This is a genomic window from Pseudomonas sp. CG7, from assembly GCF_023701885.1.
In the GTDB taxonomy this organism is placed as follows: Bacteria; Pseudomonadota; Gammaproteobacteria; order Pseudomonadales; family Pseudomonadaceae; genus Aquipseudomonas; species Aquipseudomonas zanjanensis.
In genome coordinates this window covers 68,918-85,228 of record NZ_JABAEE010000020.1, presented here as the reverse complement: position 1 = coordinate 85,228, position 16,311 = coordinate 68,918, and the positions used below count along the sequence as shown (strand labels likewise).

At 63.2% G+C, this 16,311-nt stretch carries 12 protein-coding genes and 1 pseudogene; 8 read left to right on the top strand and 5 right to left on the bottom strand.

Translation table 11 applies throughout. The features are described 5' to 3' along the window. Window positions 1–327: 327 nt before the first annotated feature. Both HGO40_RS30820 and HGO40_RS30815 read right to left on the bottom strand, forming a co-directional pair. Complete coding sequence (locus tag HGO40_RS30820) at window positions 328–1,095, bottom strand: methyl-accepting chemotaxis protein (RefSeq protein WP_502943263.1); 768 nt, start codon at window positions 1,093–1,095, stop codon at window positions 328–330. Window positions 1,096–1,188: 93 nt separating this feature from the next. Next, window positions 1,189–2,271: pseudogene (locus tag HGO40_RS30815) on the bottom strand (HAMP domain-containing protein); the annotation flags it as partial. Window positions 2,272–2,560: 289 nt separating this feature from the next. On the opposite strand from HGO40_RS30815, the gene HGO40_RS11070 reads away from it, so the two are divergent. Further along, entirely contained in the window at window positions 2,561–3,604 is a 1,044-nt protein-coding gene (locus HGO40_RS11070) for a GlxA family transcriptional regulator (protein ID WP_250963013.1), read from the top strand. A 117-nt stretch (window positions 3,605–3,721) separates the two neighbouring features. Here the strand turns inward: HGO40_RS11070 and HGO40_RS11065 are convergent, their stop codons facing one another. Together HGO40_RS11065 and HGO40_RS11060 are read right to left on the bottom strand one after the other, a co-directional pair. Next, window positions 3,722–4,135 carry a hypothetical protein gene (locus HGO40_RS11065; RefSeq protein ID WP_250963012.1) on the bottom strand — a complete coding sequence of 138 codons (414 nt, stop codon included), beginning with the start codon at window positions 4,133–4,135 and terminating at the stop codon, window positions 3,722–3,724. Window positions 4,136–4,559: 424 nt separating this feature from the next. After that, on the bottom strand, window positions 4,560–5,282 hold the full coding sequence (locus tag HGO40_RS11060) for a pirin family protein (protein ID WP_250963011.1): 723 nt from the start codon (window positions 5,280–5,282) through the stop codon (window positions 4,560–4,562). A gap of 322 nt (window positions 5,283–5,604) precedes the next feature. Between HGO40_RS11060 and HGO40_RS11055 the strand changes: the two genes are divergently transcribed. Both HGO40_RS11055 and HGO40_RS30510 read left to right on the top strand, forming a co-directional pair. Next, window positions 5,605–6,555: a GlxA family transcriptional regulator gene (locus HGO40_RS11055; RefSeq protein WP_207961439.1), complete on the top strand. Its 951-nt coding sequence runs from the start codon at window positions 5,605–5,607 to the stop codon at window positions 6,553–6,555. Window positions 6,556–6,739: 184 nt separating this feature from the next. Then, window positions 6,740–8,218, top strand: coding sequence for an ATP-binding protein (locus HGO40_RS30510; protein WP_284739071.1), 1,479 nt, complete (start codon window positions 6,740–6,742; stop codon window positions 8,216–8,218). Here HGO40_RS30510 and HGO40_RS11045 read toward each other — a convergent pair. Continuing rightward, a complete protein-coding gene (locus HGO40_RS11045; protein ID WP_250963010.1) occupies window positions 8,165–10,969 on the bottom strand; it encodes an ATP-binding protein in 2,805 nt (934 codons plus the stop codon). The two genes, HGO40_RS30510 and HGO40_RS11045, sit on opposite strands and share 54 nt — an antisense overlap. 357 nt (window positions 10,970–11,326) lie before the next feature. Here HGO40_RS11045 and HGO40_RS11040 point away from each other — a divergent pair, with 357 nt between their 5' ends. The 5 genes from HGO40_RS11040 to HGO40_RS11020 all read left to right on the top strand — a co-directional run bounded on the left by HGO40_RS11040 (window position 11,327) and on the right by HGO40_RS11020 (window position 16,248). Beyond that, window positions 11,327–12,148, top strand: a complete 822-nt coding sequence (locus HGO40_RS11040; protein WP_250963009.1) for an alpha/beta fold hydrolase — start codon at window positions 11,327–11,329, stop codon at window positions 12,146–12,148. 132 nt (window positions 12,149–12,280) lie between these two features. After that, on the top strand, window positions 12,281–13,222 hold the full coding sequence (locus HGO40_RS11035) for a LysR family transcriptional regulator (protein ID WP_250963008.1): 942 nt from the start codon (window positions 12,281–12,283) through the stop codon (window positions 13,220–13,222). After that, the gene (locus tag HGO40_RS11030) at window positions 13,219–13,632 is read left to right on the top strand and encodes a DoxX family protein (RefSeq protein WP_250963007.1); all 414 of its coding nucleotides are present in this window, start codon (window positions 13,219–13,221) and stop codon (window positions 13,630–13,632) included. The genes HGO40_RS11035 and HGO40_RS11030 overlap by 4 nt, the downstream gene beginning before the upstream one ends. Continuing rightward, window positions 13,625–14,251 carry an antibiotic biosynthesis monooxygenase gene (locus HGO40_RS11025; protein WP_250963006.1) on the top strand — a complete coding sequence of 209 codons (627 nt, stop codon included), beginning with the start codon at window positions 13,625–13,627 and terminating at the stop codon, window positions 14,249–14,251. Before HGO40_RS11030 ends, HGO40_RS11025 begins: the two co-directional genes overlap by 8 nt. A 158-nt stretch (window positions 14,252–14,409) precedes the next feature. Continuing rightward, complete coding sequence (locus tag HGO40_RS11020) at window positions 14,410–16,248, top strand: amidohydrolase (RefSeq protein WP_250963005.1); 1,839 nt, start codon at window positions 14,410–14,412, stop codon at window positions 16,246–16,248. Window positions 16,249–16,311: the final 63 nt, after the last annotated feature.

The window sequence follows — 16,311 nt, the reverse complement described above, 5'->3', positions numbered from 1 at the left end:
CCCTGAAAGAGAGCTTACTGTGATCGCAAAAGTGGCATAACAAAACGGTGACGCGACAACTACCTTGAAAAACGCCGGTGGGAGCGAGCTTGCTCGCGAAAGCGGTATGCCTGTCACTGGGATGCTGGATGTACCGCCGCCATCGCGAGCAAGCTCGGCTCCCACAGGGTTTTGTGGTGAACACAGACATTGCGTACAGCTCAAGTCCACTGTGGGAGCGAGCTTGCTCGCGAAGAGGCCGGCACATCCAGCCTATTCATTGGCTGTGACAACGCCTTCGCGAGCAAACCGCCGCCACATTTGATCTTCAGTGGACGTAAGCCCGGTTTAGAACTTGAAGCGTCCCACCAACCCCTTGAGCTGTCCGGAAATATCCGTCAAGCGCCCCGAGCCGGTCTGCGCCGTGTGAGCAAACTCTTCAACCAGCTGCGCATCGGCATGAATCTGCGCGATGTGCCGGTTGATGTCCTCGGCGACCTGGTGCTGTTGCTCTGCAGCCGTGGCGATTTGCGTGTTCTGGTCGCGAATCGAGTCCACCGAGTTGCGGATCTTGTCGAAGCTGTCCCGCGCCTGCTGGATGCGCTCGACGCTGGTGTGTGACACCTGCAGGCTGCTTTGCATCTGCTGGGTCACTTCCTGGGTGCGCCGTGCGAGGTTGCCCAGCAGGCTGTCGATCTCGCCGGTGGAGTCGGCGGTGCGGCGGGCCAGGGCCCGTACCTCATCGGCTTCCACCGCACAGCCGCGACCCTGGTCACCGGCGCGCGCGGCCTCGATGGCGGCGTTGAGGGCCAGCAGGTGGGTCTGCTCGGCGATGGAACGAATGGTGTGGAGGATGGTGTTGATGTTCTTGCTGTCCTGTTCCAGCGCCTGCATGGTCTGGGTCGACTGCTGCAGGTCCTCGCTCAGTTTCAGCTCGCTGCCCGTGGCTTCGCCGATATGGTGCTGGCCATCGTGTACATCGCGATAGCCCTCGTCCGCACTGGAGGCGGCCTGGCTGCACGAGCGGGCCACTTCGTTGGCGGTGGCGACCAATTCGTTGAACGCGGTGCTCACCAATTCAACGGCCTGGCGTTGGCGCCCGGCGGCGTCGTTCATGTTCTGGGCCACGTGGCTGGTATCGGCTGCGGCGGTCTGCAAGCCGGAAGAGGCGCTGCCGATGCGCTGCATCAGTTGCGCGATCATGCCCAGGAATTGGTTGAACCAGCCCGCCAGGGTGGCCGTTTCGTCCTTGCCTTGCACCGAGAGCTTACGGGTGAGGTCGCCTTCACCCTCGGCGATTTCCTGCAGGCCGTTGGCTACGCCGCGAATCGGCCGCACGATGACGCTGGCGAAACTGGCGCCCACCACAGCGAAGACCACGGCCAGCGCGGCGGCGATGACGGCGATCAGCCAAGTCAGGCTCGAAGCCTCGGCCATCACTTCATCGCGCTTGATCAGGCCGATGAAGCGCCAGCCCAACCCTTTGGAACTGACCACGTTGGCCATGTAGGGCACGCCGTCGATCTCGATCTGGGTCACGCCATCGCTGCTTTTGGCCAGCTCGGCATAGTTGGGGCCCAGGTCGGCCAGCGGCTTGAAGTTGTGCTTGGCATCGGCGGCGTCCACCAGGACGTTGCCGTTGGCTTCCACCAGCATCAGGTAGCCACTGTCGCCCAGCTTGATGTTCTTCACCAATTCGGTCAGTTGCTTGAGCGACACGTCCAGGCCGACCACGCCCACCAGCTTGCCGGCGGCATCGGAAACCGTGTGCACGATGCCGATCAACGACACATCATCCGGCGCCCAATAATAAGCGTCGGTGCGCACGGTGGTACCCGGCGCGGCGATGGCCGCCTTGTACCATGGACGCACCCGTGGGTCGTAGTTGGAGATTTTGGGGTCGTCAGGCCAACTGGCATACCCGCCGTCGGCCAGGCCCAGGGAAAGGTAGGCGGTCGTCGGGTGACTCTTGGCGAATCGGTCGAAGATCTCCAGAAGCTGTTTGTTGTTCTCGGTAAGCGGGATTTGTGCGGCGTCGGCACCGGCGTAGTTTTTCAGATCCTTGGCTGCGACGATCCGTGGATCCTTGGCGAAGTATTCGACGTTCTGGCTGATGCCATCGAAGAACTGCTTCATGCCGTTGTCGATCTGGCGGATTTCTCGGCCGCTGCTGTCCAGGAAGTTGGCTTTCGCAGCGTCGCGCAGGTTCAGTACGACAAGCACCGCCACCAGGATAACGGGAAGGCAGGCGATGGTCGCGAACGCCCATGTCAGCTTCTGTTTGATATTCATGACTTCTCCCGCGGAATATTTTAAGTGTTGGGACGGCGGAAACAGCTGTGGTTGGCGTTGCGAGTCTCTGGAAGGGAAAAGCGCCCATGCCTACTGCCAGTGTATCGACCAAAGTCGTAGGCACTTGAGGCTCGCCTTTTTTGGCGCGGGCCGACCGGTAGACGGCGCAGGTGCGAATGCAGCCGGCTTGACTTGCCTGGAAGATAACGTGGTCTGTCCTGCGCCTTCGCCCTGCGGCAGGGCACCCACGTGCAGCCAATCCTCATCTTTAATGTACTAACGAGGCCCTATGCCAAGCGCATTCGAGAGCGTACTCAAAAACAAGAACATGGCTTATCGGCCACTTGGATCGGCACCCGCCAGCCAGGCGCCGATCCGCGTCGCGTTTGTATTGATGGACAACTTCTCGATGATGTCTTTCACCGGCGCCGTGGACGCGCTGGTGACCGCCAACCTCAGGAGCGACATGCCCCTCTACGAGGTGCTGACGGTGGGGGTGTCGGGTGGGCAGGTGACGAGCGACCTGGGCATTGTCATCTCGACGGACATCGAACTGGCGCAGATACCGGAAAACCAGGATGTGCTGATCGTTGCCGGGGGCTTTCGCGTGAAGTTGCAAGGCCATCCCTTGCTGCGCCGCAAGCTGCGGGCCAATGCAACGTCCGGGGCGATCCTGGGCGGGCTGTGGAACGGTGCCTTCTTTGTGGCGGATGCCAATCTGCTGGATGGTTTCGAGTGCGCTGTTCACCCCGAAAGCCGCGCCATGATGGCGGAGGTGTTCCCCCATGTGAAGGTGTCCAATCGAGCCTATGGGGTTGACCGGGAGCGGGTCAGTTGCGCGGGTGCCAACAGTTCGCTGCGCATGATGCTCCAGTTGATCCGCCAGACGGGCGGGGCGATGTTGGGGGGGGCTATCGAGGAACTCCTGCGTTGCGATGAGTCCGGCGAGGATGCGACAGACCTGCCGCCGGTTTTTGTCGAGACCGACCCGACGCTGCCGGAAAGCCTCAAGTTGGCGTTGGAACTGATGTGGCAGAACGTAGAAGAGCCCTTGACCATCGATGAGCTGGCGGCGTGCGTAAAGATTTCCAAGCGCCAGTTGGAGCGGCGTTTCTGCAGTTTTCTCGGTGCGACCCCTACACGTTATTACCTGGAGCTGCGCCTGACGCGCGCGCGCCAACTCATCCAGCAGACCAATCGGTCCGTGACCGAAATCGCCGTGGCGACAGGTTTCGTCAGTTCGCCGCACTTCCAGCGTCGTTTTCGGGATTTCTTCGGTGTACCGCCTGGCAGCTACCGTTCGAAATCGGAGCGCAAGCAAGCCTTGCGATGAAGGCGCTGGTTGATCAGGGATGAATATCTAGGGCGGGGAGAGGGCGTTGCCGGAGCTGTGCGGGAGCCAGGTGGAGCAAGCCTTGCTCCCACACAGCTCCCGCGTCACGGACACAAATCAGCTGTTATCGTCGGTTTGTGTTTCGGTAGGCAGGTCCTCGGTTTGCGGAGCGGCTTGCGATGCGGTCAAGGTCGTCTCCTTGCACAGCGTCTTGCCGACTTCGTCGGCGATCGAGCCGTCGATGATCCGTCCTTGCATCTGGTCGAACTCGGCTTTCTCCAACCCTGCGAGACTGTTGTACATGCCCATGTGCCGTACATTGCGGCTGGCACAGTCGAGTTCCAGTTTCGTGTAGTTGGTGAAGTAAGTGCCCTTTCTCTGCACGGTGGCCTGGATGGCTGAACCGCTGTCGACAGACGAGACGATGGAGTACACGGCATCCGAATCATCATATAGGTATTTGATGTTCTGGACGTCCGCGGTCGCAGTGCACGCAATCGAGATTAAAGCGAAGGATATGGCGGTTTTCATGCTTTCTTCCGTGAATAAGCAAGTCAGGAGAGAATTAGTGGCAAAGTGAAATCATTTTGCCTAGGCTCTAGCGTTGGGTCAATTTGCTTTGGGCAGTATTAATGACCGTCGGTCAGAAACGAAATATTTTCGGGAACTTTATAGGTCGACGTACCTCGTGGCAACAGACGAGCGCGTTCAGATTAGACGATGATGCTGTCCGAGGCGTGCTGTAGCTCCACTAGATCAAAGCCTGAATTTGACCCATCGGCTGACTTCTTTTAGACGTTTTTCGTCTGAGGTGCATTGTGGGAGCGAGCTTGCCCGCGATGGCGTCAGGTCAGTTGATACTCATGTGACTGACACTCCGCCATCGCGAGCAAGCTCGCTCCCACAGGGGTTAGAGGTTGATCCATGTCATCTGTGGCAGTTCTCCCACGGTGCTTCACGGCATCTGCGGCAATTCCTGCGGCCGCAGATCGAACACCAGCACCTCGGCATCCTGGCCATGGCTCAAGGTCAGGGCCTGCTCCTCGCGCACCCGCACGCCATCCCCTTCCTGTAATTGCACGCCGTTAAGCTCGACAGCGCCCCGGGCGACATGCACGTAGGCATAACGATCCGCTGCCAGGGTCAGGGTGGCGCGTTGCTCGCCATCGAACAACCCGGCGTAGACCCGCGCGTCCTGGCGCACCTGGAGCGAGCCGTCGGCGCCATCCGGGGAGATGATCAATTGCAGGCGTCCCAGTTTCTGCTCGCGGCTGAAGTGCTCCTGTTGATAGCGGGGTGTGGCACCGCTGACGTCGGGCACGATCCAGATCTGCAGGAAGTGCACCTGCTCGTCCGCGCTGTGGTTGAACTCGCTGTGGGCCACGCCGCTGCCAGCGCTCATCAACTGCACGTCACCGGGGCGAATGACCGAGCCCGTGCCCAGGGTGTCCTTGTGTTCCAGCGCCCCTTCGAGCACATAGGAAAAGATCTCCATGTCCCGGTGCGGATGCTGGCCGAAACCCTTGGCGGCGGCGACCCGGTCGTCGTTGATGACCAGCAGGTCGGAGAAGCCCTGTTCGTTGAGGTTGCGGTAGCTGGCGAACGAGAAGGTGTGGAACGAGGTCAGCCAGCCGTGGCGAGCAATGCCGCGGTCCGAAGCTTTGCGAAGGGTCAGCATGATGAATTCTCCTGATGTCTTGGGCGGCGGCTGGGGCCGTTCGCCGGGTTCAGAAGAAGGTTAATGGTTGCCGAGATATTCAATAAGCAGGTGGAAAACGAAAGACTGTCCGTTTTGAGTGGACAATCGAGAATGCCTACCGGCGGATGCTTCGCTTCGACATAATGCTGAAGCTTTGACGCTACACAAAACCTGTGGGAGCGAGCTTGCTCGCGATGGCGTCAGGTCAGCCAATACTCATGTGGCTGATACTCCGCTATCGCGAGCAAGCTCGCTCCCACAGGGGCATTTACAGTTTCTGGATTTTTTTGGCGTCTTTTTAATGAAAACCGTTGCAATGGTGCTGTTCCCGGATTTCTTGCTGCTCGACATGGCCGGGCCGCTGGAGGTGTTTTCCATCGCCAATCGTTACCTCGACACGAACCAGCGTTATCAACTGCTGACCCTGGGGACCGAGCGCGGGCCGTTGCGCGCATCCAACGGCGTGGCGGTGCAGGCCGATATCCATATCGACCAAGCCTGGGCGGCCTATGACGTGTTGTTGGTGCCGGGCGGGCCGGGGGCCTATAACGACCAGCATCCGGGGCTGCACACCTGGCTGCGCGCCGCGGCGCAACGGGCGACGCGCTACGGTTCCATCTGCACCGGCGCCTTTGTGCTCGGTGAGGCGGGCTTGCTCGACGGTTATCGCGTCACTACCCATTGGCATTATACCGAACGCCTGGTCCAGCGTTTCCCCAAGGCCCTGGTGGAAACCGACAAGATCTTCCTGCAGGACCGCCGCCTGATCACCTCGGGCGGCGTCACCGCCGGGATCGACCTGGCCCTGTCCATCGTCGCCCAGGACCATGGCCGCAAAGTCGCGTTGGACGTGGCCAAGGTGTTGCTGGTGGTGATGAAACGCCAGGGTGGGCAGGCGCAGTTCAGTCCCTCGGTGGCGGCGGTGTCGACACAGGAATCGGCCATCACCCGGGTGCAGAATCATGTGATGGAGCACCTGGAAGAGCCCTTCACCATCGAACGCATGGCCGCGCTGGCCGCCATGAGTGCGCGGCATTTCGCCCGGGTCTTTGCCCGGGAAGTGAAGATGACGCCCATGGAGTTCCTGCAAGGCGCACGCATCGACCGGGCGCGTCAGTTATTGGAAACCACTGACCTGCCACTCAAGACCGTGGCGTTTCGCAGCGGCTTCGGCAGTGTGCGGCACATGCGTTTTCTGTTTGGTGAAAAGCTCGGCCTGACCCCGGTGCAATATCGTCAGCAGTTCAGTTGAGCCGTCGGTGTCCGTCCAAGGCACCGTGATGTCCGTGGTGCTCCCTGTGCCAGCATTGTCCTGTGGCGTGCGCCTGCCAAGATAACGGCGAACCCCTTGGAAAGGATGCGCAGGAGCCCAGGGCAGACGTGTTCGGTGATCCGCACGCTGACGCCCGCACCGGTTTTCCGGCGCTGGATCGCCCATGAACAGTTTCGTCAAACCCGACAGCGAGCCGGCGGTGAGCTTCGGTCCGTTTGCCTTCTACCGGCAGCAGCGGCTGGTCACCCGTGCCGGCCAGCCACTCGCATTGGGTGGTCGCGCCCTGGATGTTTTGCAGGTGCTGGTGGAGCACGCCGGCCGTTATGTCAGTAAGCAAACCCTCATCGCCCACGTCTGGCCTGACAGCGTCGTGGAAGACATCAACCTGCGGGTGCACATCGCGGCGCTACGGCGGGCCTTCGGCGACGGGCGCGATGGCGCGCGCTATATCCTCAACCACCCGCGACAAGGCTATTGCCTGGCGGTTCACGAGGACATCGAGGCGCCGTTCAGTCCCCCAGCCGAGCGACACAACTTGCCCACGCGCTTGAGCCCGGTGGTCGGCCGCGACAGGATCCTGGGACGGTTGTTGGCGCAAGTGCCTCGTCAAGCCCTGACCACAGTGACCGGCCCGGGCGGGGTCGGCAAGACCACGGTGGTGTTGCGGGTGGCGCAGCTGTTGCTTGAACATTTTGACGACGGTGCCTGGTTCGTTGACCTGGCCGCCATCAGCGAGCCCTCGCAGGTGACGGCTCAGGGGGCCGGCGCGCTGGGCCTGGCGAATGAGACTTTAGGCCGGCGCCTGGAATCCTGCCGGATGTTGCTGGTGCTCGATGGCTGCGAGCAGGTGCTCGGCGCCTGTCGGGAACTGGCCCAGGCGTTGGCTGTGACGGCACCGGGGGTGGCGCTCTTGTGCAGCAGCCGCGAACCGCTGGAACTGTCGGGCGAAAAAATCGTGCCACTGCCGGGCCTGGCCGTGGCGTCGCCCCTCGAGCCGGAGCACCAGATCGTGGCATGCCCGGCGGTGCAGCTGTTGATTGAGCGGGTAGGCGCCCGGCAGCAGGATTTCAAGCCCCATGGCCGCGACTGGCTGATCCTCTCCCAGATTTGCCAGCGCCTGGACGGCTTGCCGCTGGCACTGGAATTGGCGGCGGCCCAGGTCGACGCCTTGGGGGTGGCTGGGGTGCTCGAACAGTTGGACTACGGATTGTCCCTCTTGAGCCATGGGCGGCGTACCGCAGTGGCCCGGCATCGTAGCCTGGAGGCGGTGCTGGATTCGAGTGTCGAGCGTTTGAGCGCTGACGAACGAACCGCGTTCCAACGCCTGGCGGTGTTCGAGGGGCCGTTTACGCTCAAGGCGGCGCAGGCCGTGATCAGTTGCGCTGAACTGAATGTCGGGCAGGTGCCCAGGTTGCTGTTGCGGTTGGCGAGCGTGTCACTGCTGATGGTCGAGCCGTTGGCTGAGGGCGGGCGGTTTCGACTGCTGCACACCACTCGCGCCTACGCCATGGACAAACTGCGGCGCAGTGGTCAGTGGCCTGTGTTCCATCGGCGTTACGTACTGCAAGGTGCCTGGGGGGCGCGGCGTTCACGGCCCCAACCGGCGAGTCAGCGTTTGGAGCAGCGCGTCGGCTTCCAATAGATCGGGGGTGTCGAAGCCCTCGCTGAAGCGGCGGTAGACCGGCCCGAGCAGTTCCTGCGCGGCATGCACCTGCCCTTGACGTTGCCACAAGCGGGCCAGGGAGGTCGCGCTGCGCAGTTCCCAGGCCAGGGCTTGATGACGACGGGCCACGGCCATGGCGTCCAGCAGTTGCGCTTCGGCGGTTTCCTCCAGGGACGGCTCGTTCCGCGCCAGCAAGGTTTCGGCGCCGGCCCGCAGGATCTCCGCCGAACACCAGCCCGCAGTACCCGTGCGGGCCCGTTCCAGTTGCGCCGGGCTGACCAACTCAGGGCGCAGGGTGACGCCGATGTCCTGGATCAGCCCGTTTGTCGCACTCGTCTCCAGCGTCTCACCATCCAATACGCAGGCGTAATGGCAGGCCCAGTCGTGGAACAGCATCACCGAATGTTTCTTCGCCTGCTGCTTCAACAGATCGAGCCTTTCCCGCGTGGTTGAATGATCGCCGTTGTAGTGGGCGATCACGCAACCGGTGAGTGCCAGGGTGTAGCAGATCGAAATGCCGTGATTGATCTGCAGGGCGATCTGCAACGCCAGGTTGGCGGTGCGCCGGGCTTTCTCGGCAAAACCTTGTAGCCAGAGGATCCGCGCCAGAATCGTCAGCGCCGCCACGCTCTGGTCGTATTGCACGCCGAAGCCGTGACTGAAGCGGCTGAGGTGGCCGCTCTGGGCCAGGCGCTGGATCACTTGCTCGGCTTCATGCCGCGCCGCGCCCTGGTCACCGGTGAAATGCAGTGCCAGCACCCGCAGGCGTTGGGCGCTCAAGGACAGGGTCGGGTCGCCTTGCAAACCCAACCGATCGAAATCCAGGCTGTGGTCCAAGGCCTGTTGGTAGTGGCCGCAACTGAGGTCGACGGTCATTTGCCCGGACACGGCCCGCAGCTCGCCGGCCAGGTCCTGGCATTGCCGGGCCAACTGCCGGGCGGTGGCGAAGGCCCGCACGGTGGCCGGTGTACCGCCCTCGGTGTGGTAGTTGAAACTGGCGTGGGCCAGTTCCAGGGCCAGGGTCAAGCGTGGGCAGGGATTGGGGCTGGCCCGCAGCAAGTTCAGCGCCCGGTTGACGTAGAGGCCGTGTTCCTTGAGCAGCGACAGTTCCTGCCAGAGGGGCAGGGTGCGAGCAGTCAGGCGAATCGCCACGGCGTGAGAACCCTGCGGGCCCAGGCCTCGGTCGAGCGCGGCGCGGATGTCATCGCGATAGTCGGCGTAGCGGGCGATCCACAATCGGGTGGGGGTGTTTTCCCAATCGCTTTCCGCTTGTCCCATGAGCGCCAGGCAGCGTTCGGCGTGGCGTTCCTGGCTGGCCGTCAGTTCCCCGGCTTCGGCGAGTTTTTCCAAGGCATAGCGGCGGGTGGTGTCCAGCAGGCGATAGCGCACCTCTTCATCGCCGATCTCGACGTTGAGCAATGACTTGGCGACCAACTGGCTGATCGATACCAGCACCTGTTCGGGTGCGACATGCTGGCCGACGATCACTGCCGCGGCCGAGGCCAGGTTGAAACTGCCCATGAACACCGCCAGCCGCCGCAGGCAGGTCTGCTCGCAGGCCGTGAGCAGCGCGAAGCTCCAGTCCAGCGTGGCGCGCAGGGTCTGCTGGCGCGGTGCGGCGCCGGTGTCGTTGTGGAGCAGGGCGACGCTGTCTTGCAGGTGTCGGTGAAGCGCCTCCAGGGTGAAGCGGCCAAGTTGTCCGGCGGCCAGCTCGATGGCCAGGGGAATGCCGTCCAGACGCTGGCAGATGTCGATCACCAACGGCACCTCGCGGTCGGTCAGTTCGAAGTCGTCACGGCTGGCCATCGCACGCTCGGCAAACAGTTGCAGTGCCGGGTACTCCAGGGCGGGATAACCCTCGATGGGCATTTCACGGGGCGGGAACGCCAGGGCGTCCAGGCGCTGCATGTGTTCACCTTCGGCGCGCAGGCCTTCGCGGCTGGTGGCCAGGATGTGCAGGTGAGGCGCACCACGTAGCAAGGTTTCGCTGAGCTGGGCGATGGCGTCGATCAGGTGCTCGCAGTTGTCGAGCACCAGCAACAGATGCCGTTCCTTGAGCTGTCGGGCGAGGGTGTCCAGCGGATCGCCGTCCTGCAGGGGCAGGTCGAGCAACGCACAGAGGTTGGGAGCGATCATGGCCGCGTCGTTGAGCGACGCCAGGTCCAGCAGGTGGGTGCCGTCACGGTAATGGCCGATCAGCCGTTCAGCGACCCGCAGGGCAACGGTGGTCTTGCCGATGCCGCCGGTGCCGACCAGGGTAATGAAGCGTTTTCGCGGCAGCTGGGCCACCAGGTTTTCCACCAGGGCCTGGCGGCCGATCAGGCGCGTGCGCTGCAGTGGCAGGTTGCGCGCCAGGGACGGATGGGGGATGCGCGCCAATGGGTCAAGGGATTCGAAAGCCAGCGGCGCGACGAAGCTGTAGCCGCGCTGCGCCACGGTGACGATGTAGCGCTGCCCGGCCTGGCCGTCCCCGAGGGCCTTGCGCAGGGCTGCGACGTGTACGCGCAGGTTGGTGTCTTCCACCACGCTTCTGGGCCAGACCCGGGCGATCAGTTGCTGCTTGCTCACCACCTCGCCAGCGTGTTCGAGCAACACCAGCAGGATCTCCACGGCCCGCCGCCCCAGGCGCAACGGTTGCTCGCCCTCCAGCACCAGGCGCTGGCGCGGATGGACCCGGTAAGGGCCGAAGTGCACCGGCTGTTCGACGGGCAGGCTGAGGTAGTGGCTCATGGTGCTCTCAATGTTCTGGTCCCGATGCCCGGGCTTTACCCGAGCATATTCCTCAGGTTTGGCTTCAAGCGCAACGGCGCAGGCTCTACTCCCGGCCTTCCAGACGCCGAACCTGTGGCGAGGGAGCTTGCTCCCGCTGGGCCGCGAAGCGGCCCCAAAGGCCCCACCTCCCAACCAATCTGACACTCCGAGGTGACAGTTCTGGGGCTGCTGCGCAGCCCAGCGGGAGCAAGCTCCCTCGCCACAAAAGCGGGTTTTTAACACCGCCGTTCCGAAAAAATTAACAACGTTTAACTCACGCAAACGTCCCCTACGGCCGGACCATGAAGCGATCCACCCACCTCAAGGAACCCTGTCATGAGCACCTTCATCACCCGCGACGGCACCGTGATTTACTACAAGGATTGGGGCCCTGGCCAGCCGGTGGTCTTGAGCCACGGCTGGCCGCTGAACTCGGAGAGTTGGGAAGGGCAGATGATGTTCCTGGCGTCCAACGGCTACCGGGTGATCGCCCACGACCGCCGTGGACACGGGCGCTCCAGCCAACCCTGGGACGGCAACGACATGGACACCTACGCCGATGACCTGGCTGAGCTGATCGAACGGCTGGACTTGAAAGACGCGGTGTTGATCGGCTTCTCCACGGGCGGTGGTGAAGTGGCGCGCTACATCGGCCGCCATGGCGCGGCCCGCGTCGCCAAGCTCGGCCTGATCTCGGCGGTGACGCCGTTGATGCTCAGGACCGCGGCCAACCCTGGTGGCTTGCCGGTCGAAGTGTTCGACGGTTTCCGCCAAGCCTCCCTGGCCGACCGTTCTCAGCTATACAAAGACGTGGCCAGCGCGTTTTTCGGCGCCAACCGCCCGGGCGCCAAGGTCTCCCAAGGCATGATCGACTGGTTCTGGATGCAAGGCATGCAGGCCGGCCACAAGAACACTTACGACTGCATCAAGGCGTTCTCGGAGACCGATCTTTCCGAAGACCTGCGCAACATCGACGTGCCGACCTTGGTGGTGCACGGCGATGACGATCAGATGGTCCCCATCGAAGCGGCCGGCATTGCCGCTGCCCAGTTGCTCAAGAACGCGCAGTTGCTGGTCTACCCGGGCGCGCCCCATGGCCTGACCGATACCCACAAGGACCGCTTGAACGCGGACCTGTTGGCGTTCATCCAGGGTTGATCAAACCACACACCTGTGGGAGCGAGCTTGCTCGCGATGGCGTCATTACATTCAACATCGATGCAAGCTGACCCACCGCTATCGCGAGCAAGCTCGCTCCCACAGGTTTGGCATTCAACAGGAACAACCCCCATGAACCGCAACGATTTACGCCGTCTCGACATGAACCTGCTGGTGATCTTCGAGGCGCTGATGTTCGAGAAAAACCTGACCCGCGTCGCCGAAAAGCTGTTCATGGGCCAGCCGGCGGTGAGTGCGGCGCTGGGGCGGTTGCGGGATCTGTTCGACGATCCGTTGCTGATCCGTCACGGTCGCGGCATGGAACCGACGCCGCGGGCCCTGGCGATCCTGCGAGAGCTGCAACCGGCCATGGACACCATCTCCGGCGCGGTCAGCCGGGCCAAGGCGTTCGATCCGTCCACCAGTTGCGACGTGTTTCGCATCGGTCTGTCCGACGATGCCGAATTCGGCCTGTTTCCTCCGCTGCTGAGCCAACTGCGCGAAGAAGCGCCGGGGATCATCGTGGTGGTGCGCCGGGCCAATTTCCTGCTGATGTCCTCGCTGCTGGCCAGTGGTGAAATCAGCGTCGGCGTCAGCTACACCACCGACCTGCCGGCCAATGCCAAGCGTAAGAAACTGCGAGACATTCCCTGCAAGGTCTTGCGCGGCGACAAGCGCCCGGGGCCGCTGACCCTGGACGAATACTGCTCGCGGCCCCACGCCATGGTTTCGTTTTCGGGCGACCTGAGCGGCAACATCGACTTGGACCTGGCCCGCATCGGCCGGAGCCGAAAAGTGGTGCTGGCGGTGCCGCAATTCAGCGGGCTGCGAGCATTGTTGGCGGGCACCGAGCTGATCGCCACCGTGCCCGACTACGCCGCCTGCGCGCTGGTGGAAGGCTGCGCGTTGCGCGCCGAGGACCCGCCGTTCGAGATCAACGCCGCCGAACTGTCGATGGTCTGGAGCGGCGTGCATGACAACGACCCCGCCGACCGCTGGCTGCGGTCGCGCATCGCCAGCCACATGTCGCACCCACTGCCGGCCGCTGCGGCCGCGGACGGAGCCCACCGATGAACCTGACCGATGAGCGCCCGTTGCAGGACCTGGGCTTGTTGTTCCTGCGCCTGAGCGGCGGGTTGTTTTTGCTGTGGGTCCATGGCTTGCCGAAGCGCTTGAACTACAGCAGCGAGCTGACCCGCATCGAAGACCCGTTCCACCTCGGCGCCGCGCCGACCCTGGTCCTGGCGATTTTCGCCGAGGTGCTGTGCCCACTGTTGATCATGGCCGGTGTGCTGGTGCGCCTGGCGTGCCTGCCGATCCTGTTCCTGCTGGCCGTGGCGTTGCTGGTGGTGCATCCGCAGTGGAGCTTGGAAGAAGGGCAGTTTGGCTGGTTGCTGTTGATTGTATTTACCAGCGTGTTCATTGCCGGCCCTGGACGCCTGGCGCTGAACGCGCGTTTTGATGGAGTGCTGCGTCATGCCTGAGTCCCAAACCCTCGAATCAACCGCGAGCCCGGCGGTACCCGGTTTCGATGAAATCGTCACCTTGGTGGTCAAGCACCGAATCAAAGCCGGGCAGAACGATGCCTATGAGGCCTGGTTGCGGCGCATCGTCACCGTGGCCGGCCAGTGGCCGGGCCATCTGGGCGTCGACGTTGTGCGGGGCAAGCAGGACGGATTGTCATTGTTTACCTGCGTGCTGCGTTTTCGCTCCACCGAAGCCATGCAGCGCTGGCTGGACTCCCCCGAGCGGCGTGAATTGGTGGCCGAGGCTGCGCCAGTGTTGGCCGACGGTGATCAGATCGAGGTCGGTTCGCACAAGGAATTCTGGTTCGCCCCGTTGGCCGATGCCGCCACGCCACCGCCGCGCTGGAAGCAATCGGTGGTGACGCTGCTGGTCATCCTGCCGCACACCTTGCTGGTGCCGTTGCTCTGGGGCCCGTTGCTGCAACTCAATGCCTTTCTGTCCAACTACGTGGTCGCCACGTTTTTGATCACCGTGACCATCGTGCTCTCGGTGGTGTACGTGTGCATGCCGCTGGCGACCCGGCTGTTCGCGCCGTGGCTGGAAGCTTCCAAGGCCCCCGAACCCCTGGAGCCCTAAGCAGCGCCGAACTTTTGTGACAAGCACTGTTGTGGCGAGGGAGCTTGCTCCCGCTGGACGCGCAGCGTCCGCTCTTTTTGGGGCCGCTTCGCAGCCCAGCGGGAGCAAGCTCCCTCGCCACGGATTTGTCCGCACATCCATTGTTGAAGGAAAAACCGATGATCGCCGACCTGATTCTGTTCAATGGCCAATTCCACACCGTCGATCGCGAGAAGCCCCGCGCCAGTGCGGTCGCTATCAGCCAGGGCCGCTTCGTCGCCGTGGGCACCGACGCCGAGGCCATGGCCCTGCGCGGCAGCGGTACCCAGGTCATCGACCTCAAGGGCCGCACCGTCATTCCCGGTCTCAACGACTCGCACCTGCACCTGATACGGGGTGGCTTGAACTACAATCTGGAGCTGCGTTGGGAAGGCGTGCCGTCGTTGGCCGATGCCTTGCGCATGCTCAAGGACCAGGCCGACCGCACGCCAACGCCGCAATGGGTTCGCGTGGTGGGCGGCTGGAACGAATTCCAGTTCGCCGCAAAGCGCATGCCGACCCTGGAAGAACTCAACCAGGCCGCCCCCGATACGCCCGGGTTCGTGTTGCACCTGTATGACCGCGCCTTGCTCAACCGCGCCGCGCTGCGTGTCGCCGGCTACCCCCCCGACACGCCGAACCCGCCGGGTGGCGAGATCGTACGCGACAGCAAGGGCGAGCCCACCGGCATGCTGGTGGCGCGGCCCAACGCGATGATCCTGTACTCGACGCTGGCGAAAGGGCCGAAGTTGCCGCTGGAATACCAGGTCAACTCCACCCGCCAGTTCATGCGCGAACTCAATCGCCTGGGCCTGACCAGCGCCATCGACGCCGGCGGCGGCTACCAGAACTACCCGGACGACTACGAGGTCATCGAGCAGTTGGCCCGCGAGCAGCAGTTGACGGTGCGCATCGCCTACAACCTGTTCACCCAGAAGCCCAAGGAAGAACTCACCGATTTCAAGAACTGGACCGGCAGCGTCAAGCTGCACCAGGGCGACGATTTCCTGCGGCACAACGGCGCCGGGGAGATGTTGGTGTTCTCGGCGGCGGACTTCGAAGACTTCCTCGAACCGCGCCCGGATCTGCCGCCGGGCATGGAGCAGGACCTGGAGCCGGTGGTGCGTCACCTGGTGGAGCAGCGCTGGCCGTTCCGCCTGCACGCCACCTACGACGAATCCATCAGCCGCATGCTCGACGTGTTCGAGAAGGTCAATCGCGACATTCCGTTCAATGGCCTGCCGTGGTTCTTCGACCACGCCGAAACCATCACGCCGAAAAACATCGAGCGTGTACGGGCACTGGGCGGCGGTATTGCGATCCAGGACCGCATGGCCTTCCAGGGCGAATACTTCGTTGACCGCTACGGCGCCAAGGCCGCCGAAGCCACGCCGCCGATCAAGCGCATGCTCGCCGAAGGCGTGCCGGTGGGCGCCGGCACCGACGCCACCCGCGTGTCGAGCTACAACCCGTGGACTTCGTTGTACTGGATGGTCAGCGGCCGCACCGTCGGCGGCCTGTCGTTGCACGAAGAGGGCTTGCCGCGCCTGACCGCGCTGGAGTTGTTCACCCACGGCAGTGCCTGGTTCTCGTCGGAGCAGGGCAAGAAAGGCCAGATCAAGGTCGGCCAACTGGCGGACCTGGCGGCCCTGAGCGCGGACTTCTTCAGCGTCGAGGAAGAAGCCATCAAGTGGATCGAGTCGGTGCTGACCGTAGTGGACGGCAAAGTGGTGTACGCCGCTGGCGACTTCGAAAACCTCGGCCCAGCCAGCGTCCCGGTGCTGCCGGACTGGTCGCCCGTGGTCAAGGTCCCGGGGCACTGGCGCCCGGCCTCACCGCTGCAGGCGCAAGTCCACCAGTGCAGCGGTCCGTGCAAGGTGCATTCCCATAGCCACGAACGGGCGCGATTGTCGAACGTTCCGGTCAGCGATTTCCAGGGTTTCTGGGGCGCGTTTGGCTGTTCCTGCTTTGCCTTTTGACTAACACACCGATTCTCCCCTTGTGGGAGCGAGCCTGCTCGCGAAGGCGTCGGCACATCCGAC